Origin of the sequence: Aneurinibacillus sp. UBA3580, from assembly GCF_002375825.1 — a bacterium.
GTDB classification, from domain to species: domain Bacteria; phylum Bacillota; class Bacilli; order Aneurinibacillales; family Aneurinibacillaceae; genus Aneurinibacillus; species Aneurinibacillus danicus.
On sequence record NZ_DFMZ01000135.1, the window covers coordinates 3,243 to 25,388 of the forward strand.

21 protein-coding genes are annotated in these 22,146 nt (G+C 49.2%); 5 read left to right on the forward strand and 16 right to left on the reverse strand.

The features are described 5' to 3' along the window. From B2899_RS17670 to speE, 5 genes are all read right to left on the reverse strand, one after another. On the reverse strand, positions 1 to 1,289 hold a 1,289-nt coding region (locus tag B2899_RS17670; protein ID WP_286887473.1), incomplete at its 3' end, for a methyl-accepting chemotaxis protein. Positions 1,290 to 1,754: 465 nt separating this feature from the next. After that, entirely contained in the window at positions 1,755 to 3,425 is a 1,671-nt protein-coding gene (gene argS, locus B2899_RS17675) for an arginine--tRNA ligase (RefSeq protein ID WP_286887476.1), read from the reverse strand. Positions 3,426 to 3,436: 11 nt separating this feature from the next. Then, positions 3,437 to 3,886, reverse strand: coding sequence for a DUF1934 domain-containing protein (locus B2899_RS17680; protein ID WP_146810795.1), 450 nt, complete (start codon positions 3,884 to 3,886; stop codon positions 3,437 to 3,439). A gap of 237 nt (positions 3,887 to 4,123) precedes the next feature. After that, positions 4,124 to 4,990, reverse strand: coding sequence for an agmatinase (gene speB, locus B2899_RS17685; RefSeq protein ID WP_286887479.1), 867 nt, complete (start codon positions 4,988 to 4,990; stop codon positions 4,124 to 4,126). Between the two features lie 12 nt (positions 4,991 to 5,002). Further along, complete coding sequence (gene speE / locus B2899_RS17690; protein ID WP_146810799.1) at positions 5,003 to 5,833, reverse strand: polyamine aminopropyltransferase; 831 nt, start codon at positions 5,831 to 5,833, stop codon at positions 5,003 to 5,005. A 248-nt stretch (positions 5,834 to 6,081) separates the two neighbouring features. Here speE and B2899_RS17695 point away from each other — a divergent pair, with 248 nt between their 5' ends. Both B2899_RS17695 and B2899_RS17700 read left to right on the forward strand, forming a co-directional pair. Further along, entirely contained in the window at positions 6,082 to 7,680 is a 1,599-nt protein-coding gene (locus tag B2899_RS17695; RefSeq protein ID WP_286887482.1) for an alpha/beta fold hydrolase, read from the forward strand. 212 nt (positions 7,681 to 7,892) lie between these two features. Continuing rightward, positions 7,893 to 9,923 carry a transglycosylase domain-containing protein gene (locus B2899_RS17700; RefSeq protein ID WP_146810803.1) on the forward strand — a complete coding sequence of 677 codons (2,031 nt, stop codon included), beginning with the start codon at positions 7,893 to 7,895 and terminating at the stop codon, positions 9,921 to 9,923. Between the two features lie 263 nt (positions 9,924 to 10,186). On the opposite strand, the gene B2899_RS17705 is transcribed toward B2899_RS17700, so the two are convergent. The 4 genes from B2899_RS17705 to B2899_RS17720 are packed head-to-tail and all read right to left on the reverse strand — an operon-like array spanning position 10,187 to position 13,761. Continuing rightward, entirely contained in the window at positions 10,187 to 10,684 is a 498-nt protein-coding gene (locus tag B2899_RS17705) for a YwhD family protein (protein WP_146810805.1), read from the reverse strand. A gap of 16 nt (positions 10,685 to 10,700) precedes the next feature. Next, entirely contained in the window at positions 10,701 to 12,002 is a 1,302-nt protein-coding gene (locus tag B2899_RS17710; protein WP_146810807.1) for an HD domain-containing protein, read from the reverse strand. Positions 12,003 to 12,013: 11 nt separating this feature from the next. Continuing rightward, the gene (locus tag B2899_RS17715) at positions 12,014 to 12,961 is read right to left on the reverse strand and encodes an RluA family pseudouridine synthase (RefSeq protein WP_246147342.1); all 948 of its coding nucleotides are present in this window, start codon (positions 12,959 to 12,961) and stop codon (positions 12,014 to 12,016) included. A gap of 32 nt (positions 12,962 to 12,993) precedes the next feature. Further along, positions 12,994 to 13,761, reverse strand: coding sequence for a sporulation protein (locus B2899_RS17720; RefSeq protein WP_286887486.1), 768 nt, complete (start codon positions 13,759 to 13,761; stop codon positions 12,994 to 12,996). 417 nt (positions 13,762 to 14,178) lie between these two features. Here B2899_RS17720 and B2899_RS17725 point away from each other — a divergent pair, with 417 nt between their 5' ends. After that, positions 14,179 to 14,475, forward strand: a complete 297-nt coding sequence (locus tag B2899_RS17725; protein WP_286887488.1) for a spore morphogenesis/germination protein YwcE — start codon at positions 14,179 to 14,181, stop codon at positions 14,473 to 14,475. Positions 14,476 to 14,606: 131 nt separating this feature from the next. Here the strand turns inward: B2899_RS17725 and B2899_RS17730 are convergent, their stop codons facing one another. Both B2899_RS17730 and B2899_RS17735 read right to left on the reverse strand, forming a co-directional pair. Continuing rightward, a complete protein-coding gene (locus B2899_RS17730; protein WP_146810812.1) occupies positions 14,607 to 14,831 on the reverse strand; it encodes a DUF1450 domain-containing protein in 225 nt (74 codons plus the stop codon). A 164-nt stretch (positions 14,832 to 14,995) separates the two neighbouring features. After that, the gene (locus tag B2899_RS17735) at positions 14,996 to 15,346 is read right to left on the reverse strand and encodes a DUF3905 domain-containing protein (RefSeq protein WP_146810814.1); all 351 of its coding nucleotides are present in this window, start codon (positions 15,344 to 15,346) and stop codon (positions 14,996 to 14,998) included. A 158-nt stretch (positions 15,347 to 15,504) separates the two neighbouring features. On the opposite strand from B2899_RS17735, the gene asnB reads away from it, so the two are divergent. Then, positions 15,505 to 17,349 (forward strand): asparagine synthase (glutamine-hydrolyzing), encoded by a 1,845-nt coding sequence (gene asnB, locus B2899_RS17740; RefSeq protein WP_286887491.1) that lies wholly within the window; start codon positions 15,505 to 15,507, stop codon positions 17,347 to 17,349. A 180-nt stretch (positions 17,350 to 17,529) separates the two neighbouring features. On the opposite strand, the gene B2899_RS18515 is transcribed toward asnB, so the two are convergent. Together B2899_RS18515 and B2899_RS17745 are read right to left on the reverse strand one after the other, a co-directional pair. Continuing rightward, the gene (locus B2899_RS18515) at positions 17,530 to 17,685 is read right to left on the reverse strand and encodes a transposase (RefSeq protein WP_146810845.1); all 156 of its coding nucleotides are present in this window, start codon (positions 17,683 to 17,685) and stop codon (positions 17,530 to 17,532) included. A gap of 32 nt (positions 17,686 to 17,717) precedes the next feature. Continuing rightward, positions 17,718 to 17,867 (reverse strand): hypothetical protein, encoded by a 150-nt coding sequence (locus B2899_RS17745; RefSeq protein ID WP_170230290.1) that lies wholly within the window; start codon positions 17,865 to 17,867, stop codon positions 17,718 to 17,720. A 178-nt stretch (positions 17,868 to 18,045) separates the two neighbouring features. Between B2899_RS17745 and B2899_RS17750 the strand changes: the two genes are divergently transcribed. After that, the gene (locus tag B2899_RS17750; RefSeq protein ID WP_146810847.1) at positions 18,046 to 18,930 is read left to right on the forward strand and encodes a helix-turn-helix domain-containing protein; all 885 of its coding nucleotides are present in this window, start codon (positions 18,046 to 18,048) and stop codon (positions 18,928 to 18,930) included. A gap of 60 nt (positions 18,931 to 18,990) precedes the next feature. On the opposite strand, the gene B2899_RS17755 is transcribed toward B2899_RS17750, so the two are convergent. From B2899_RS17755 to B2899_RS17765, 3 genes are all read right to left on the reverse strand, one after another. Then, on the reverse strand, positions 18,991 to 19,866 hold the full coding sequence (locus tag B2899_RS17755; RefSeq protein ID WP_286887494.1) for a cation diffusion facilitator family transporter: 876 nt from the start codon (positions 19,864 to 19,866) through the stop codon (positions 18,991 to 18,993). Between the two features lie 176 nt (positions 19,867 to 20,042). Further along, positions 20,043 to 21,257: an ABC transporter permease gene (locus tag B2899_RS17760; RefSeq protein ID WP_286887495.1), complete on the reverse strand. Its 1,215-nt coding sequence runs from the start codon at positions 21,255 to 21,257 to the stop codon at positions 20,043 to 20,045. Next, the gene (locus B2899_RS17765) at positions 21,254 to 21,997 is read right to left on the reverse strand and encodes an ABC transporter ATP-binding protein (protein ID WP_146810853.1); all 744 of its coding nucleotides are present in this window, start codon (positions 21,995 to 21,997) and stop codon (positions 21,254 to 21,256) included. Before B2899_RS17765 ends, B2899_RS17760 begins: the two co-directional genes overlap by 4 nt. Positions 21,998 to 22,146: the final 149 nt, after the last annotated feature.

Below are 22,146 nucleotides of genomic sequence, written 5' to 3' on the forward strand. Positions count from 1 at the left end.
GATTGCTCGGCCAGCTTCCGCACTTCATCGGCCACTACCGCAAATCCCTTGCCCGCTTCTCCCGCGCGGGCCGCTTCAATGGCCGCATTCAGGGCCAGAAGGTTGGTCTGGTTTGAAATATCCGTAATAACAGTAATAATGCCGCCAATCTCATCCGAGCGCCTGCCCAGCTTCTGGATGGAATCGGTGGCAAACGCCACGGTTTTTGTTACAGAACTTAAATGTTTAATTGCTTCGTTAATGGCTTTTTCTCCTTCGTGTGCTGCCCGGGTTGCTTGTAGTGCGTTCTCTTTTGTCTGTTCTACATATCGTGTTCCCTGCTCAGTCTGCTTTACTGCCTCTTCCATGTTTTTGAGAATGTCCGTTGCCTGTTCAGCCTGCTTGCCTGCCCCTTCCGCGATCTCGTTCACAGTTATCGCCATCTGGGTAGACGATTCCCCGGTTTGATGGGCCGCTTCCGACAGTTCATGGGACGCTTCAGCTGCCTGATTGGCACCCCGCATAACATTGTGTACAATACGCGTCAGATTTTTGTTCATCATCTGAAAGGCTACGCCCAGTTCCGCAATTTCATCTTTCTTCTTTGGATTGAACAGCTTCGCAGTCAGATTGTAATTCGCAATTTCATGGGCGGAATCGCGAAGTTTCCGTAACGGAATGAGAAGGGTTCGTTTGATGAACAGAAAAAAGGCGGCTGAAAAAATGACCGCAGCTGCGAGTGCGGCAAAGATATTTTGCAGGGCGGCTTTCTCTGCCAGCTTTTGATACGGCTCTTCCGGAACGCCTGTGTACCAGATTCCGATAGCGTTGCCCTGCGCATCAAGGATCGGCTCATAGGCGGCCTGATTGATTTTTCCTACTACATTGGCCTGCCCGATGTAACGCTTCTTTTGTTTTAACACAATCTCTTCGACTTCCGGCGCAACCTTTGTGTTAACTGCCCGCTGCCCCGATTCTGTTTTAACGTTTGTGGCAACACGTGTGTTATTCTGGAAAATCGTCACCGTATTTCCTTCCGTCATAGCCCCGATCTCATCCACGATTTCGAAGTTGTTGTTTATTTTCACCTCTCCCTTGTACAATTCATTGTTTATGATCTTCCATTCCCCCGGCATTTTTGTATCGATGTATTTATAGCCAAGTTGAAGATCGGATACAAGCTTTTTATCAATACTTTCGATCAAATTATTTCTCGTCGTGACGTAGCTAATCCATGATAAAATTCCTGATAATCCGAATATGCTGACAAGCATACATAAAATAATCTTTTTTCCGATTGTCCATTTCACCTTCGCATCTCCTCCTTTTCTCTTTACTTAACTTTATTTACTTTCCATCATGTAGTACTTTTGTATCACACAAAAATAATAATTGCAACTATATGCCTATATTTCTTCAAAATTTAGCCTTAAATCGCCTGCAAGTATAAATCCATCTTTCCGACCATCCAATCCCCATGCCACCGAACAGATGTCGAAAGATCAAAGTAAATTTATACAACAATGAGAAAAACTCGCGGGTGTTGCCGGTCTTTCTCGCCCTCCGTGTCACACGCTCCACATGGAAAAAATAACGTTTGGCGCACGCCTCGCGAGTTTTTTCTCGCTTACTAACAGAGGGAAAGTGTATATTGCTTTATCACTGTAAAGTGACATATACTTTCCTATACCATAAAAAAAGAGACAGCCTACTCTAAGTAAGCTGTCCCACCAGGGAAGAGAGAAACCGCCCGTCAGTTCCCCTATATTTATTTACTACATACGCTCCGGTGCGGAAACACCAATCAAACGAAGCGCGTTCACCAGCGTAATTTGTACCGCTCTCATTAAACCAAGACGAGCATGAGTGAGCCCCTCATCTTCGGTAATGACACGCTCTGCATTATAGAAGCTGTGTAATAGAGATGCAAGCTCATGCACATAACGCACAACACGGTGCGGAGCCAGCATTTCCGCTGCGCCTGCCACTTCCTGAGGGAACTCGCCCAGATGCTTTAGCAGGTCAATCTCTTTTTCGCTTTGCATACGGCTAAAATCCGCTTTTGCCACATCGAATGCAATCCCCTGTTCGTCAGCCTGGCGGAAAATACTGCAAATACGTGCATGCGCATACTGTACATAAAATACCGGGTTCTCGTTTGACTTCGACACCGCAAGGTCCATATCAAAGTCCAGGTGCGCATCCTGGCTGCGCATTGTGAAGAAGTAACGCGTCGCGTCCGTGCCTACCTCTTCCATCAGGTCACGCATCGTAACGGCTTTACCGGTACGCTTGGACATTTTCACTTTTTCCCCGCCCTGATACAGGCTCACCATCTGATTAATCAGCACTTGCAACTGCTCTGGATTATGCCCCAGACACTGCATCGCCGCTTTCATCCGGGGAATATAGCCGTGGTGATCAGCGCCCCAGATGTTGATTAACTGTTCGAAGCCGCGGCTGAATTTGTTTTCGTGGTAGGCAATGTCCGGCGTCAGGTAGGTGTATGTACCATCCTGCTTAATCAGTACGCGGTCCTTGTCATCGCCAAAATCGGTGGAACGAAGCCAGGTCGCACCGTCTTTTTCGTATACATAGCCCTTTTCACGCAGCTTTTCCACAATTTGTTCTACCGCATTCGTTTCATACAGCGATGTTTCGCTGAACCACTCGTCGAACTTCACGCGGAAATCGGCAAGATCCTTCTTAATTTTCTCCAGTTCTTTGTCGCGGCCCCAGTTGCGGAAGAATACAAAGCGCTCCTCCGGATCCATTTTGGCGTATTTATCGCCGTCTTTTTCGGCCAACTCTTTCCCAAAGTCAATAATGTCCTGACCGTAGTACCCGTCTTCCGGCATCTCCGCATCCTGGCCAAGCGCCTGGAAATAGCGCGCTTCCAGAGAACGAGCCAGGTTTACGATTTGATTTCCGGCGTCATTGATGTAGTACTCACGTGATACATCATACCCTGCCATATCCAGCACATTGCACAGCGCATCACCGAATGCCGCACCACGTGCGTGGCCCAGGTGCAGACTTCCCGTCGGGTTGGCACTGACAAACTCAACCTGTACTTTCTTCTGTTTTCCCGCATTTGTACGGCCGTAATTTTCACCCGCCTCAATCACTTGTCCAATTACTTCTGTCAAATAGCTGTTATCCATGTAGAAGTTGATAAAGCCGGGGCCGGCGATTTCGATTTTGGAAATGCTGGCCGCCTGTTTATCGAACTTGGCTACAATCTCTTCTGCAATCTGGCGAGGATTTCTGCGGGCAATTCGCGTTAGCTGCATGGCCACGTTGGTCGCATAGTCGCCGTGCTGCTTGTCTTTCGGAAGCTCGAGCACGAAATCGGGGATTTGTTCCGCTTCGACAATCCCCGCTGCCACGACCGCCTGCTTAATTTGATCGACAATCTTACTTTTGGTTTGTTCTACTACACTCACAATAATCCTCCTCAATGTATGCTGCGTTGTAGGCGGGTAAGCCGGCACTGCACCGTATACCGCCCGATTTTTTGTTCATTCAAATACAAATCGTACACCCAGACCGCCTCCGAGAGATAGCCATCTTCATCATAATGAAGCCGCATGTCCTTCGTATCGGTATCCATCTGCATCACTCCGGCCGCACTGGTGTACGAACCACTCGTTTTTACGCCGGGACGGTACGACTGACGCATCGACACGACTCCGTTGCGGATGACGACGATTTCGTCCTCCTTCACTTTGACGGTCGCATTCGTCTGCCCTTCTTCTTCCTGCTCGACATATTTTATGTACCAGGTTCCGTTCATGAAATGAAGCTGCCCGGAATAGGCGGCCTTATGTATGTCGGGAGGAGCGATTTTGATGGCGAATTTACTGGTTAACTCGATGTTGACTTCCTGTACGGGGGGTTTACCCAATTCTATCACCTGAAAAGTTCAATTATCGTTATCTCTTTATTCTACGAGATACGGTCAAGAAGGCGCAAGCCGAGCTCGTTCTTTTCTCTCTTTTCCTTCGTACCACAAAAGGCAGCCGCCCTTCCCGTCATTTTCATGTCCGGGTTGCGGGCGAAAAGCCATGGTGGTTTTCTGTGAAAATAAGGAAAAAAGAAAGAGTGCAGCTTATTCACAGGCCGCACTCCCTCTATTTATTCCCTATTTCACCATCGTCAAAATAACTTCACGAATCATCTTGGATGCAAGAATCTGCGTTCTCTCGGACTGATCCAGCACCGGCGCTACTTCTACGAGGTCAAAGCCGACAACGTTCAGCCGGGAAAGAAGGTAGATGGATTCGATCGCTTCCGTAGATGTAATTCCGCCCGGTTCAGCCGTGCCCGTGCCCGGAGCGAATGCCGGATCTATCGCGTCAATATCGTATGTGACATATACCGGGCGGCCCTTCAGCTCTTCCAGACATTCCTTGAGCGGCTCAATCACTTTGAATTTATGCAGGTGCATACGCTCCTTCGCAAATTCAAATTCTTCCTTCAAGCCGGAACGAATACCGAACTGGTATACGTTCTCCGGTCTTACATAATCAAGCGCACGGCGGATAACCGCAGAGTGGAAAAGCGCTTCGCCTTCCATCTCCTCGCGCAAATCTGTATGTGCATCAATATGCACCACTACAAGATCCGGATATTTCTCCGCCATGACCTTAATGGGCGCCAGGCTCACCAGATGCTCGCCGCCGAGGCCGATCGGGAACTTGCCGTCCGCCACAATCTTGCGTACGTATTCCTCGATTGCGTCCAGGCTGCGCTGTGCGCTTCCGAATGGAAGCGGAATGTCACCCGCATCAAAAAAAGCGACTTCTTCAAGCTCACGATCCGCATATGGGCTGTAGGTTTCTAAGTTGATCGATACTTCCCGGATCCGTGTCGGGCCGAAACGTGTGCCGGGACGAAAGCTGGTCGTCCAGTCCATCGGCATACCATAAATGACCGCTTTCGCATCTTCATATGTGCTCTGTGCCTCAATAAATGCGTGGCCGCTGTAAGATGGGTTAAAAAAATGCACGGTGGGCCCTCCTTATTTCACTAAGTCTTCCACAAATTTTGGAAGCACAAACGCCGCGTGATGCAAACGCGGTGTGTAGTATTTCGTCTCGCGCTCCGGAATGCTATGTACGTCCACCGCTTCCGGATCGTATTTCTTCGAACCGATTTGGAAAACCCACATACCGCTCGGATATGTCGGGATATTGGCAATGTACGCTTTGGCAATCGGGAAGATTTCTTTAATATCTTTGTTCACTTTGCGAATCAGATCTGCTTTGAACCAGGGGTTATCTGTCTGCGCCACGAACATGCCGTCTTCTTTCAGCGCTTCATAGATGCCTTGATAGAAACCGCGCTCGAACAGTGGAGCCGCCGGACCTACGGGCTCTGTAGAATCAACCATGATAACATCGTATTGGTTTTTGCTTTTTACGATATGCATGAAGCCGTCGTCCACTTTTACTTCCACACGCGGGTTATCAAGCTCGCCTGCGATCTCCGGGAGATATTTCTTGGAGTACTCGATAACTTTGCCGTCGATTTCCACCAGCGTAGCTTTCTTTACTTTGTCGTGCTTCATGATTTCGCGAATAACGCCGCCGTCTCCGCCACCGACTACCAGCACGTTTTCCGGATTCGGATGCGTGTTGAGAATCGGGTGCGCCACCATTTCATGGTAGACGAATTCGTCTTTTTGCGATGTCATAACCATACCGTCGAGGAACAGCATGTTGCCGAACTCTTCCGTTTCCACCATATCAAGCTTTTGGAATTCGGTTTGTTCTGTATGTAAAGTTTTGTTGACTTTAATCGTAATGCCGAAGTTCTCGGTTTGTTTCTCCGTGAACCAGAATCCACCCATGTTTCCCAGTCTCCTTTCACATGCCTTACTTTGTGTAAAAATCAATATTTTCCGCAATTGACGTTTGCTGCAATACTTTCAAAACAAGTAAATTATATAGGACTTATCCTAAAAATCAAGCACTCATTTTTATCCTGCCCAATACTCCTCCCTCTCTCCAGGCAAATTACATTAAAAATAATCAAACTTTTACATTTTTTCTTCGTATAACCTTATGTATCCATTTTGTAACAAGGAGGAATTTACCTGTGAATTCATTGAAGAAAAAGGTACTTGCCGCCTCTCTGACAGCCGCGCTTAGCATCCCGTCGCTTGCATCCGCTTCCGGGCCGCCACAAGAATCGCTTGCTCCCCTGCGAACAATAGTTCAGGAAACAGGTGCAGCGATAGCCTGGAATCCGAAAACCCATACCGCCACGGTTACGCTGGGAGACGTTACGATCGTTGTGACGCAAAACAGCGATCAGATTACTGTTAATGGCGAAGCTTTATCGCTGCCGCGAAAAGCGGAAATGATAGGCGGCAAGCTAATGGTCCATCCTTCTCTTCTGCTGGAGAAACTTACCGCCAAAAAAGTGGAAAAAGAAAGTCTGAAAACGGCAGACGCTTTCATCGAAGCGATAGAAAAAGGACAGTTCGATAAAGCCGTCCGAAACTTCTCCCCCGCTCTGCTTAAGGTAGTGGACGAAAAAAGAATGGAGGGATACTGGACCGCCCTGCCCCAACAAATGCAAGCAGGTGCTTTGAAACACATCGGAGACGCCAAACTGAAAAGCAAAAATGCTGTCCATACAAGCGTAGAAATTCCGCTTGTCTTCGAAAAAGCCACCGTGCCGCTCACGGTAAGCCTGAACAGACAGGGTCAAATCGACGATTTCAGTGTCCTTTTTCTTCCTCCGGCGCAGAAAATCGCGGAAGAACCTACATACAGCAAGCCTGACACCTTCACAGAAAAAGAAGTGATTATCGGAGAAGGTACCTTTGCGCTTCCCGGCACGCTAACTATGCCGAAAGGGGAAGGGCCGTTCCCGGCTGTTATTCTCGTCCAAGGATCCGGGCCGCTTGACCAGGATGAAACCGCCTTTGCCTTGAAGCCGTTCCGCGACCTGGCGCATGGACTGGCCTCACAAAATATCGCCGTGCTGCGCTACAATAAACGCACCTTCGAGCATGCAGCCAAAACAATGTTCGATCCTGCGCACACGGTAGATAAAGAAACAACGGAGGACGCCCTTCACGCAGTTGACTTGCTTGCAAAAACGGCAAACATCGATACAAACCAGATCTATGTGCTTGGTCACAGCCAAGGCGGCCTAATGCTGCCGCAGATTTTGTCGAAAGGGGCCGATAAACCGATTGCCGGCGGCATCTTATTGGCCGGACCGGCCCGCACGCTGCCCGATATTATGCTCGATCAGTTCGAGTATCTGGCTTCCATCGGACAGCTGCCGAAAGACCACCTCGAACTGATGAAAAAGCAGATCGAGCTGCTTAAAGACCCGAACTTCTCCGGCAAAAATCCGCCGAAAGAGTTTACGTTCAGACAGCCGATGTTCTGGGATTCCATTCGCAATATTAAAGCGGCCGATATGGCAAAGGAGCAAACCAAGCCGCTGCTCATTCTCCAGGGAGAGCGCGACTATCAGGTACCGGCAAAAACTGAATTTACACTTTGGAAAGAAACGCTGGCACATCGGGACAACGTAGCGTATAAGCTTTATCCGAAGCTAAACCATTTCTTCACGGAAGGCGAAGGTCAGATAAGCAACCCGGAGGAATATTTCAATCCGGCTAACGTTCCTTCTTATGTCATCGATGATATTGCAGCCTGGATTCATGCCAGATAATAATAGAAACCATTGCCTGAAACCAAAAGGTTCTCGAGCATGGTTTTTCTTTTCGGGAAACCGGGACGCCTTCGTCCGCACCCTCACGGTTTATTCCGTCTCTACCCTCGCGTTTTGTCTTTTGTCCTCTCATTTTTCTCTGCGTATAGATTTTGCTAGATTTCCCCATACTGATACTGCAAGATAGTAGAAGGCATAGGGAGGTCTTCACAATGGAAATCAAACAGGAGGATCAGCTAATCCGCTGGTTGCGAATCGCCGGTAAAACAGTGCGCTGGCTGCTTATCGCACTGCTCATTCTTGCGGCGTTGCTTTCATTATTTATTCTTTATCTTCGTTCCCAACCCCTGCCAAAAACGGATATAAACGAAACCACAACCATCTACGGTGCCGATAATACGGTTATCGCTACGCTTTATAAAGGAGAAAACCGCGTCTTCCTGCCGCTTGCGCAAATTCCAAAGTACATGCAGCAGGCGTCTGTTGCCATCGAAGACCGGAAATTCTATGAGCATGCAGGCTTCGATATTAAACGCATCGCCGGAGCCGCACTGACAGATTTGCGCCACATGTCCAAGCGGGAAGGCGCGAGCACGATTACGATGCAGCTCGCTCGCAACCTGTACCTGAACCATGACAAAACATGGACGCGAAAATACAAGGAAGCGATGCTGGCCATCCAACTGGAGCTGAATTACACCAAGCCGGAGCTACTGGAATTGTATCTGAATCAAATCTACTATGGGCATGCAGCGTACGGCATTCAGGCGGCGGCAAAAACATACTTCGGCAAAAACGCAAGCGAATTAACGCTGGCCGAAGCCAGCATGCTGGCCGGAATACCCAAAGGTCCGCGCTTTTTCTCGCCGTTCCTCAATATGAAGGCAGCAAAGGATCGCCAGCGTATCGTGCTAAATGCAATGGTAAGCGAACACTATATCACGCGTCAGCAGGCGAATGAAGCGTTCGCCGAGCCGCTTAAACTGGCCTCGCCTGATGATATGAAAGGCAAAACAATCGCGCCCTATTTCCGTGATTATGTGGTTAAGGTGGCAAAAGAAAAGTATGGGATCGATGAGGATACAATAGAGCATGGCGGCCTGAGCATTTACACTACGCTAGATCCTGTCATGCAGCAAAAAGCAGAAGCAGCGGTGCAAAAATATCTGCCGAAAGACCGTCAACTGCAGGCTGCACTTATAGCCATCGAACCGCAGACCGGGTATATCCGCGCCATGATCGGAGGACGCGACTACAAAGAGAGCCAATTCAATCGAGTTTTGGCCCGTCGCCAGCCCGGTTCGTCTTTGAAGCCTGCACTCTATCTGGCCGCGTTGGAAAACGGGTTCACACCGCTAACAAAAATTAAAAGCGAACCGACCGTTTTCACATTTGGTAATAACGAAACGTATATTCCAAAAAATTACGGTGACCAGTATCTGTATGACTACATTACGATGGGGCAGGCGATTGCCCGATCAGATAATATTTATGCTGTACAGACCCACCTAACCATTGGGCCGGACAAGATGTTGAATATGGCCAAACGCCTGGGGATAAATTCGCCGCTTCAGCCATTGCCTTCACTTGCGCTTGGCAGCAATCCCGTCATGCCGTTGGAGATGGCGCGCATGTTTGCGACCATCGCAAACCAGGGTCAGAAAGCGGAGCCGCTCGCCATCGTGCGCATCCTGGACCGTGAAGGCAATCCGCTGGTAGAAACTAAGCCCGAGATACAACAGGTCGTTAGCCGGGAAAACGCCTTTCTGCTGACGCATATGATGGAGAAAGTATTTGAACCGGGCGGAACCGGGCAACGGGTACACTCTCAGTTGCACCGGCCGGTTGCCGGGAAAACGGGTACGACCGATTACGACGCATGGTTGGGCGGGTTTACACCGCAGTTGGCTGCGGCCGTGTGGGTAGGGTACGATGATAACCGTAAGATTGATAGTTTTGCTGACGCGCGACAGGCCGCACCCATCTGGGCCGACTTCATTGAACAGGCACTTGCCGGGAAACCAGCCGCCGTCTTTCCCGTTCCGCCGGGTGTCGTCCCGATGTATGTTGACACGGCCAGCGATAAACTGGCAAGCCAGGATTCAAAGCAACAGGAATTAATGTACTTCATTCCGGGCACGGAACCGAAAGAATACTACGAAGCGCCGAAAGCGAAACCGGAACCCAAAGAAGAGATAAAACAGGAAGAATCCTTCTGGGATAAGCTAAAGTTCTGGAATTAAAAAGGGAACAGAACAGGGAAACGAATTGTTGCACATAAGCGAGAGACAGGGCATATTTTTGGCCCTGTCTCTTCTTAATTTTGTAAAAGGGGAAGCAGAACGTGTTCCCTGACACTCGCTTCCCCTTTTACGTGTCCTAGTAATAGATGTGCATAATACACTTTTACATTTTAGCGTAGTCGTAATGCGGCAATCAATTAGCGGCAAAAAAATTCACATTCTGTTCATTTTTCCATCAGCGTTTTTGGGATAAAATACCTGAATTAGGCTAATTTTTCTTTCAGCTCATCCGGCGAGTTTTTCCACATCTCCGGCTTATGGGTTTCTAAAAGCTTACGCAAATTTTGTTTTTCCTTCTCATTCATGCCATCCAGAATAAACCGGCGTTTCATCGCATAGTCCATCTTGTTAACATGGTCGGCGAGAATCTTCCAGCCCCGGCGTGCTTCTCTGTCAATTAGCATCTCGCATGCAGTCACTCCTGCATAGTACGCCCCGTTCTCTCCCATATCGGTCGCCACCCAGACGAGCCAGTAGCGCTTGCCGTTCGGCACATCTTCTTTATTTATGGAGAATTTTATGCCCTTCTCCACCGCGCTCTTAGCGTGGAGAGCACCGATATCAATTACGGCCTCCTCTTCATTCACGATAATGGAAGACACGTTGCTCAAATCGATCATGCCTGCGCCATATCCGCCATGCACCTGGTTTTTGTTGCTAATGATATTGAATCCGCCCTGTTTTCCTTTGAACATATCCATACGTATAAATCCTCCTTTATTGATGAACACGCAGACGCCGCTTAATCTCCCGAACGGTGTTCGGGTCGCGCGTACCGTCATCGAGTAAGTCAAGTGGATAATACAGCTTGTGATCGTACCTCCGTTTGCCCGAAATCGATTCCACGATAACGGAACGCCTCGACAACTCTTCCAGCTTGCCGTCCGGCATCAATAAATAAATCGGTGTCCGATCTCCGTCATCGCCGCTTCGATAAACATCATACGGCAAATCCGAAGGAGAATCCACTCCCAGATAGTACGTCGGGTCAATTCCGACGGACCGGAATAGCTCATCGACTTCCCGTTTCCATTCTACACTGCCGACTTTCTCACCGTATTCCACATACTTAAAGAGCCGTCGGTTCATAAATCGTTGCGACAAATCGCACAGAATCTCATCCTTCTCTCTGCACCATTCGTTCATATAAAACATCACCGTCGGCTCATCAAGCGCCAGGTACTCTTCCAGTGTAATATTCTGTTCGAACAGCGGAATGAAATGCGCGGGTCGCCAGTTGAACGTATAACCGGCCCGGTACAGATCGCGCGCCCTCTCAAAGATTTTGCGCAGGATTACTTCCGCGCTGCGTGTAACACGATGGAAATATACCTGCCAGTACATCTGATAACGAGCTACGATATAGTCTTCGACCGCATGCATTCCCGTATGCTTGACGACAACCTTGTCTTCAAGCGGACGAAGTACGCGAAGAATGCGCTCCATGTCGAAAAAACCGTAGTTTGTCCCCGTATAATACGTATCTCGTAGCAGATAATCCATCCGATCCGCGTCAATCTGGCTTGAAATTAAGCTCGTCACCAGCGGATTCTCGTATGTCTTTCCGATAACCGCAGCCACTTTCCACGGGAAGTCGTCCGAGACGCTGCGCAGGATTTTATTAACCTGCGTATTGCCCACCAGAATGCGCCGCGTCCACTCCTCATGTTCAGTATGAAAGACTTTTTCAAATGAATGCGAATACGGTCCATGGCCGATATCGTGCAAGAGCGCCGCACTCAGGCACAACAACCGTTCTTCTTCAGAGAACGAAAAGGAAAGCCGCCGTCCAAACTGGCCAAGAATCCGGCGCATAATTTCATAAACGCCGAGACTATGATTAAAACGGCTGTGCTCCGCGCCGTGGAACGTTACATAAGAAGTGCCGAGCTGGCGAATGCGGCGCAGCCGCTGAAATTCGCTTGCGCCGATTAAATCCCAGATAAGCTGATCCCGCACATGAATATAGCGATGTACAGGGTCCTTAAATACTTTTTCTTCCCGTAAACGTTCCGCCATATGCACTCCTCCTACGTTTGACGAAGCCGCTTCAACAAGCGCTCCAAATCTTCCGGCAAAGGCGCCTTGCAACTCTGCACCTCTCCTGTTACAGGATGGCCAAACTCCAGGCAGGCCGCATGCAGTGCTTGCCGCCGCATCCCTCCTGCTTTTACGCCTCCGTACAGCGTATCGCCAATAAGCGGAAAACCCAGATGGCTGAAGTGAACCCGTATCTGATGGGTACGCCCTGTTTCCAGCTCGACTTCCATGAGGGATGCCCCGCCCTCTATCATGCCCGGAACCGGCAAGAAGCGTTCCACGACCCGATAGCGGGTAATCGCTTCGTCACCATCCGCCTGGACACGCCGACGAGTCGGATGATGCGGATCACGGGCAATCGGTTCAGCAATTGTCCCTGTCTCTCCTTCCACTCCCGGATGTCCCTCCACGACGGCCAGGTACGTGCGGCGAACCGTATGCTCGTGCAACTGCTTATCCAGCAATTGATGAATAAATGAGTTGCCTGCGATAAGCACCGCACCGCTCGTGTCTTTATCCAACCGGTGCACAGGCCTAACGGCACGCGGCTTTCCCTGCTGCTGCCAATAATGGGCAATGCCGTGAGCCAGCGTATAATTCTGGCCTTCTTTCACCGGATGTACCGGGATTCCGGCCGGCTTGTTCACCACCAGTACCGCATCATCTTCGTATAGCACGGAGATATTCATTTCTACAGGCGGAAGCGTCGTTTCCGGCGTATCTGCAACCAACAATCGAATTCTATCGCCAGCTTTCATTTTCTTTTTGAGAAAAGGGCGTTTCCGGTTTACGAACAGTCCGTTTTTTCTTGTCAATCGCTGAAGCATGCGCCCTGAAACGCACAAGCGCTCTTTCAGCAGCGCCTCTAAAGACAATCCGCTGTCCACCGTCTTCACTTCATACTCCAGCCATTTTCCTTCTATTTTCCACGATGCCACGCTTTCACCCGCTTTTTATTTACACGCTCCATCTAACGGTGTTGGAGCGCCTGACGGATTCGCATCTCCAGCTCACCCGGCACGACACCTCGCTGGCGGTCGATGCTGAACCGTACGGACTGTTCATCCAAATCAAGCATTTCTTCGAAGATACCGCGCAGGCTTGATGCCCGCTTATCCACCTGCATCAGCACATCCACCCCTTCCGGATACACCTCAAAGATTAGTTCAATCTCATCCAGTTCGCTACGAAACAACCCGGTAGGCTTAAATTCAAATTCCTGCACGAACGGAACCATCCGATGAATATGCTTCTTATATTCGCAAATGCCGCTGTCGTGTGAATGGCGAAAGCCCATTCCCTCCATCTCCGCAAACAGCTGGTCTACAAGCGGATCGGGAAGGACGGTCACAATATCCGTATCCTTCGGGTCGACGGCCATCTCGATATCGAGACCCGTACTCAAGTATACGTTCTGTCTTCCGAACGAAATCGGAGCATGGTACGGCACGCGAAGCTGGAACGGCAGCACCTTCTTCTCCCCCGGTTTAATCAACAGAGCATCCGCCACCCGGTAGGACGCCAGCACTTCTTTATGCTTTGTCCTGGAGTCATTCGTTTCTTTATAGTATTCAGTATATAAATACATATAAATCTGGGAAATGGATTGCTCCACATTTCCGCCTTCGATATGCACCTCACCCTGCAGCTCACTGCCTGGATAGACCCTTGATTCAGACAGGCGGGCGTCCACCCTTGCCGCCCCGATTCCAAAACTGGCAAGAAACTTATTCAGCATCTTGTCCCACCCCTCCTCAAAGCTATAAGTATGGGTATATACGTACCCTGCCAAAAAAAGATTCATCAATACGTATTCGGCATCCCAAGCATTTTCTCCTCTCTTTGCAGTTGAGGTAAAAAAGGGAGGCAAAGGCATCGGGCATGCGTAGGTCGCCTCTACCTTCCCCCCTCCTACCTCTAAACTTCTCACCACTATGCCATGTTAAAACATTAAAGTATCCCTATAGCCCTTTCTGTCCATGGAATAATCTAAATTTCACATTTTATTCAAAATAATTTCAATTTTCCGTCACATGTTGTATGATATAATTAACAGATTTCTTATCACACCACATACAGCAACCGTCGCACTTTATTGTTAACAGGTTTGGAAGCGTTTTCTTCTGTGGAAGCAGAAAAGAAGGAGGAAACAATTATGGACTTACTGATTATCAACCTGGTATTTTCAAGTGTGGCACCTCTCTTGCTTTGGCGCCTTCGCCAGAAGGCATTGGCAATCCTGCAAGTTCCGTTCGTTGTCGCAATGTGGATTATGCTGCCGGAAATGCTACCGTTAAGCGCACCACGTGCAGACTCTACATTCCTGTGGTGGACCCTGTTCTACTTCAATATGGCCTTCGGATATTTAGGAATGGGTATGCTGTTATTCCGCTGGGCAAACCGTTTCTGGGGCACGGAAGAGAAAAGAGAAGAAGAAAGAAATATAATGTAGTTCAGACATAAAATAGGGCGCCACGCATCTCAAAAACACAGGGGATACGAGGCGCGCCTTCTTCTGTGTATACTGCTGTCCAGCTGGTCCGGGGCAGTATTAAATATTCATGTTCCCCTGTCCTGTCCGGCTTATTTTTTCAAATGCTTCCTCACCTTTTCAATCAGTTGATCTTCCGTAAGTGCAGTTAAATAGCGGCCATTCACCACGGCAAAGTGCTTTTTAAAGCCGATTCCGCAGTACGATTGACAGCCCAGCTCTACTTCGGCGTCCGCATCGATTTCTTTCAGCCGAGGCACCAATGTTTTTATATTAATCATCTTACATTCATCACATACACGAAACTCGTTGCTCATAACGTACGTTCCCTTCCTTACTCGGCTACTAGTGTACCAGCATATAATACACGTTACCTTTCATCATACCACATTTTCTCCTGCTTCTGAATCGGGCCTTCCGCTTTCTCCTCTTTCCCCTCCAAATGAAAATACGGCGGAAAAATTGCTTCCGCCGCACTTCTTTAATCGTTACGATAGCTGACATCCTTGCTTGGGTGCATAAATTGGCCGCTTCCCGGAATATAGCCTTCTTCAAGCAGCGCCTGATTCTCCGCCGTGTTCCATCCGATATCGTTGGTCGGATGAACCCACTCGTCTCCGGCCATAATCGCCGGATCTACCTCCTTGCTCCAGTTGTTCAGCGGAGAGTTGGCTGAATCATAAAAACTGTCTCCGATCACGACACCGTATTGATTTGTAAACGGCTGCTTCAACTTCTGGTTCGCCTCTGCTCGCTCCGGCGCATCAATTTGATGCGGCATGGATGTATCGGCCGGTTCCTGGCCGATCCGTTTCTTCCCCTGGTTTTCCATTGTATCGTATCGCCTCCTCGTTAGGCTTACTTCTTCTCCTTCTAGTGTTGACCGTTTTTCCTCCGGTTACTCGGGCTGTTTTTTCCGGGCCAGGCACCCATTCGTACATCATAGGCATAGTGTAGTACTGGGTTATGATTAGAAGTGGAGGGATGATTATGTGCGGAATCGCAGGGTGGATAGATTGGCAGGCCGACCTCACCGGGCAACGGGCGATCCTTGAAGAGATGGCTGAAACGCTCGTTCCCCGCGGACCTGACAGTGAAGGAATCTGGACATCGCGGCATGCCGGCTTCGCCCACCGCCGCCTGATTGTAGTCGACCCCGAGGGCGGCGTACAGCCGATGAGCCGGACACACGGCGGTGAGACCTATACGCTTGTTTATAACGGGGAATTGTACAATACGGACGACTTGCGCGGCGAACTGGCAGCACGCGGTTATCGCTTCACTACTACCTCTGACACAGAAGTACTGCTTGTCTCCTATATCGAATGGGGACCTGAATGTCTGGAGAAGCTGAATGGTATTTACGCATTTGCCATCTGGTCACATAACGAAGAAAGCGTATTTCTTGCCCGCGATCGGCTGGGTGTAAAGCCGTTGTTTTATACCCAGCAGGGTTCAAGTTTTATTTTTGGATCAGAGATTAAAGCACTGCTTGCCCATCCTGCCGTTAAACCGGAGATTACCAAGGAGGGGCTGGCTGAAATCTTTGGCCTGGGTCCTGCGCGCACGCCGGGTGTCGGCGTATTCCACAATGTCTTCGAATTATTGCCGGCCTCCTATCTCCTGCACACCCGGCACGGAATGAAAACGAAACGCTACTGGTCACTGGATAGCCATGCACATCCGGACGATCTGGAAACAACGATTGATACGATTCGCCATCTGCTCGGCGACAGCATCATCCGGCAGCTTGTAGCCGATGTACCGGTCTGCACTCTGCTGTCCGGCGGACTTGATTCCAGCGCCATTTCCGCCTTTGCGGCGCAGGCGTTTCAAGAGCAGGGAATGGGACCGCTGCACACCTTCTCCGTTGATTACGTAGATAATGACATACATTTCCGGGCAAACGAATTTCAACCAAATGCGGACGCTCCCTGGGCCAAGCGCGTTTCAGAACACCTCGCCTCCATACACCACGATATTTATTTTGATACGCAGCACCTTATCGACTCGCTGCCGGTGGCGCTTCATGCCAGAGATTTACCCGGCATGACCGATATTGACGGCTCGCTGTATCTGTTCTGCGGCGAAATCAAGAAAAAAGCGACAGTGGCTTTATCGGGAGAGTGTGCGGATGAAGTGTTCGGCGGGTATCCCTGGTTTCATCGGGAAGAAGCACTCTCGGCAACCACTTTTCCCTGGGCGCGCAACCTGAGAGAGAAAACGAAGTTTTTCTCATCCGATCTGCATGCGGAGGTCGATCTGGAAGCGTACGTAAAGGACCGCTATCAGGAAGCGCTGGATGAAGTACCCCGGCTTCAAGGCGAAAGCGGCCATGATGCACGCATTCGCGAGATGTTCTATCTGAACCTGACGCGCTGGATGCCGACGCTGCTGGACCGCAAAGACCGCATGAGCATGGCGGTAGGCCTTGAAGTAAGGGTGCCGTTCTGCGATCACCGATTGGTGGAATATATGTGGAATGTGCCGTGGTCCATGAAAACGTACGGCGAGCGGGAGAAAGGCATCCTGCGTCAGGCGCTGCGCGGTGCACTGCCGGACGATGTTCTGATGCGGCGCAAGAGTCCCTACCCGAAAACGCACAACCCGTCTTACCTGGCCTCCGTACGCGATAAGGCGCTGGCGGTCTTACATGACACCTCGTCACCGATTCTGCCGTTCATTAATGTGAAAGCCGTCAAGGAGTTTGCCAGTCTGAATCTGGCTTCAGTGCATATGCCCTGGTTCGGCCAGTTGATGAATGTGCCGCAATTTTTCGCATATCTGGTGCAGGTGGATATGTGGATGAGAGAGTATAGGGTTGTAGTGAAATAATCTGGTTGTTATAAGAAAGGTTGCCTGAACGGGGGAAGGGAGGAAAAACTGAGATTTACGGAAGAAAAAGGCTTTCGCCTTTTTCTTTCCTGGATCTTCTTTCTTCTCTCTTTATTCATTCTAAATTTTCGAAAAAAAGCATGGGGATACTATGAAAAAGCAGTATTCCCATGCTTTTTGCTATGAACTGAATTTGCCCTGCTTATATTCATGTACCCAACGATAAATCATCTTGCTGTTAAGTCTGTATTTCCTGGCTACCAGACTAAGACTTTTTTCTACAAGTGCGTCTTTAACTACTTCCCTCTTAAACTCCAATGAATACTTTCTTCTCATTTCTCTTTTCTCTCCCTTCAGCCAGAAACTAATTAGTGTTGGTAAGGAAGGCGAAGGATAGCATTTACTGTATCCTGAGTATTTTTTACTGATTCTTTATCCACTTCTTTGGTAGTCGGAATTCCGCTAATACTTATAAATATAAGGGCCGTAACGACTAGTGAGAGGAATTTGTTCTTCACTTTAGTACCCTCCTTTCAACCTTTAGAAATATGAAATATATGTTAGTTCCATGATAATATATTACATTTAATTACGAATTTAGGCTGAAAGGGCATTTTCAGGGAAAAAAACGCATTTTCGAGCTTTTGCTTGCAAATGCATACATAGCTATAAAAATAATTATATAGGAGCTGCTGCATGAGTATTCAACGAATTGGAGAAGTCGTCCGGGAAATTAGGAAGTATTTAAACATCTCACAGACGGAGCTGGCAAAAGGCATTTGTACCCAGGCACTCATCAGCAAAATCGAGAGAGGCGAAGTGATTCCCTCCGCCGAAATTCTTTACTATATCGCCAAACGACTGGGGATTACGCTGGATTACTTTTTCGATCGAATGGAGAATCCCCAGTTCACCTATGTTCAGGAGTTTTTCTATCAAATTCGCAAGCTAATCCGGGAGCGGAATTATGAAGAAGTGTCCGCACTCATTAAGACCGAGCGCAATAACCCGATATTCCAAAACCGGGAAAATCGGCAGTTTCTCGCCTGGCATGAAGGCATCTGCGCGTACTATCTTGAACAGGATGTAGAGAAAAGCCTGGAGCTGCTGAATGAAGCAATGAAATTGGCCGTCAGCACGGAAAATTATACGGAGAAAGAAATTGAAATACTAAACAGTATCGGTATTATTTACAGCGAAGAAGGCCGGTACAAAGAAGCGATGGATATTTTCTCCATGGCCATTCAACATATGAGCGGTGTGGCATTTGTACAGGATTACACGATTTACCTCCGATTGTTCTACAATTACGCCAAAGTGCTGACTGTTCTCGAAGATTATGTTGTATCGTTGAAATACTGCGATAAGGGGCTTGCACTGTGCCTGCAGCACGAATACCTATATTTATTCGGGGAGTTTCATTATCAGAAAGGGGAAAACCTGCTTCAATTGCGCAAAAAGAAGCAGGCGATCGAATTCTTCCGCAAATCACTTATGATTTTTGAATTACAGCAGAATCATAAGTTTGCGCAATTTGTGAAAAAACGGTTACGGGAAATCGAGCGGCGCAGGCAAACATGAAGCTTTATCGGGGAGCATTCCGTACGTGTCAGAGCAAGACTCCAGCTTATTTACCGGGCTTTACTCTTTCCACGGCTCTACATGGACGTGTACATTCATAATGCCGTGCTCCTCCCGCATCTTTTCCTCAATCTCCTCCGTAATTCGGTGGCTCTCTATTACATTCAAACGGGGGTCCACATGGATAACCACATCCACGAGTACTATATTGCCATGCGCCCGGGCTTTAATGTCATCGATCATCTTTACTCCCCGGATATTTTCTACCGTCTTGCGCAGTCTCGCCAGCTCCTGCTCGTCGAATCCGTCCGTCAGACTGTGCGAAGCTTCCCGAAAAATCTCCCAAGCCGTGCGGCAAATCATGAAGCCGACGATCACCGCAGCCAGCGGATCCAGCCACGGGAGATTAAACTGCGCACCAAAGATTCCGACCGCCGCACCGATGCTGACCCGGGCATCCGACAGATTATCTTTGGCCGCGGCCATCACAGCCTGGCTGTTAATCTTACGTGCTAGATTCCTGTTAAATCGATACACACCGTACATTATTGCCGCCGCTCCCAGAGCAGTCCATGCCGCCAGCAGATCCGGCGTTTCCACGCGAAAATCGACGATGGATTTTCCGGCGTTATACAGCACTTGCAGACCTACTACCATCATGATAAAGGAAGCAATCAACGAAGCGACCGTCTCTGCGCGCCAATGGCCGTACGGATGGTCTTCGTCCGGCGGTTTGCGCGAGAAGCGCAGGCCGATGAGCACTGCAACGGAGGCCATAATATCCGTTGTATTATTCAAACCGTCTGCCATTAGCGCTTTGGAAGCAGTTAGATATCCGATAATGAGCTTTAAAGCGGACAGCACAAGATACGCGATAATGCTAACCCAGGCACCGTGCTCTCCCATTTTCAAATTATTATATTGCTGCTCTTCCATTCATTCAGACCCCCACGTATTCTGTATAAGTATGCTATCAGACGAGTTTCGTGTGGGTCTAGAGAAACCTTTTTGCCGGTAACTAGCATTGTAGGGTAAAGAAAATTTTTTGCGTTAAAGGAAAACTTTTTTCCTTATAGAAACACTTGCATTATAGAGGGATGGTCCGATTGCAGCTACTTTTCCATCAGCTTTCCACGCAGCATCCTAAAGCTATACATATACGAAAAAACGATACCGATCAACGGCGCCGTCATCAGATGCCAGCCCGCCGAGAACGGAACAAACACCGCCGTATACAAAACAGCGGCCTGCACCAGCATCATAACAAATACAACCCGCACAACCGCCTCCCGTCTCGCCACAAGCGGAACGGGATAAATATGTGTCCAGAACACGTGGCGGTAATGCTGCCGCAATGTCGATAGCTGGGTCCCGGTCAGCGACAATACGATAAAGTACGCCGCCACCTTTCCCCACTCATCTTGAATAGAACCAATGATCAGCAACCCGATGACGGTCAGCCGGAGAAACATCGGCAATAGTTCCGAGCGGGCAAACACTTTGCCATACAAATACATATACGTATTCTTCTGCTTGAACGCCACCCGGTTTACCGCATTCGCCGCCCAGCTTCTGCGCCGCACCTTATTCTGCCTGTGCGGCACGTCGACAAACTGATTCGCAAACGAATAGAACCTTGCCAGCATCCTGTTCTCCGTCCATACGAGATGCTCCCAGTGAATGGACTCACGCGAAAGCGCCCGGTAATAGAAAAACGCCGCGACAAGAAACACAAGCAAAGCGATAATGCTGTCCGCCATAAACCCTTGCGAGAACAACACAAACAGCACCGCCGCATTAGCAAGCCAGCGCACGAATATATGAATGATTCTGGCGCCTTGCTCCCGCAGACGCTGTTCCTGCCACTTTCCCAGCAAATTTACCAACTTCAGCATCAGCAAATATACGAGAAGCAACACAAGCGGCTCCGCCCTCTCCCCCATTCTATGGGTATAGAGCGGCCACACCGCAAGCAGAAGTAAAAATATGTACACGGCATGAAACACGAATGTATAGCGAATGGACGACTTAAAATACGGCCCCATTCTCGCCTCTACCGGCAGTAGAAACACCAGATCCGCTTCTTTTAAAAATGTACGCACCGTGCCACCCGTGATAAGCAGCGAAAACAGAAACGCAATCAGCCATTCGATCGGGTACGTACGCGGCAGCTTGTCCAGCAGTTGAGAATAATAATACGCGGAGCCGATAAACGCAAATACGAGAAACATAATCGTGCCGCTATTGGCTATATAACGGGTATAGCCAAGCGCTTCTTTCGTAAACGCGCCCATGCGCTGATTCCAGAGCCGTCGAATGTCCATCATCGGTCCCCGTCCTTTGTCAGCTCATAGAATACGTCGTCCAGCGGCGCACCTTCCATGCCTGCCTGACGCTGAATCTCCGCCAGCGTCCCCGCCGCGCGGATCCGTCCACCATGCAGTACCACAAACTTATCGCAGTACCGCTCCACCGTCGATAGAATATGCGAGCTCATCAGGATGCCGGCTCCTGTATTTTTCATCTTCACCATCAGCTCCAGCAGCGAACGAATCCCGATCGGGTCCAGACCGACAAACGGCTCGTCGATAATATAAAGCGAGGGCTGCACAAGAAACGCGTTCATAATCATCATTTTCTGGCGCATGCCCTTGGACATGTGCTGCGGAAATATGTCCCGTTTGTCTTTCATATTAAACTCTTCAAGCAGCGGAGCGGTTCGCTCTTCAAACACCCTGCGCTCCAATCCGTACGCCATCGCCGTGAGTTCCATGTGCTCCCAGAGCGTTAAATCCTCATAGACAAGCGGCGACTCGGGCACATAGGTATAGGATGAGCGGTACGCTTCCGGTGCTTCTTCGAGCGTCTGATTGTGAATACGAACCGAACCTTCTGAAGCCTGCAACAGACCGAGAATATGCTTGATTGTGGTACTCTTCCCCGCACCGTTTAGACCGATGAGGCCGACCATTTCATGCGGATAAACGGTAAACGTAATGTTATGAATGACCGGGCGCTTCTTCCGATATCCGCCCGTCAAGTCTTGCACTTGTAAAATGGGATTCATAACCTATCTCCAGACATTTTTTCTTCCATTATAACAAATCGTCCGGAGCGCTATACAATGGGAGGGATGAATCGGAAAAGTGCAAGAAAAAGGAGAAGTCGCTGAAAATGAAGGAGGAGTACGACGTTCGGTCGCTGATGACGGAGGAG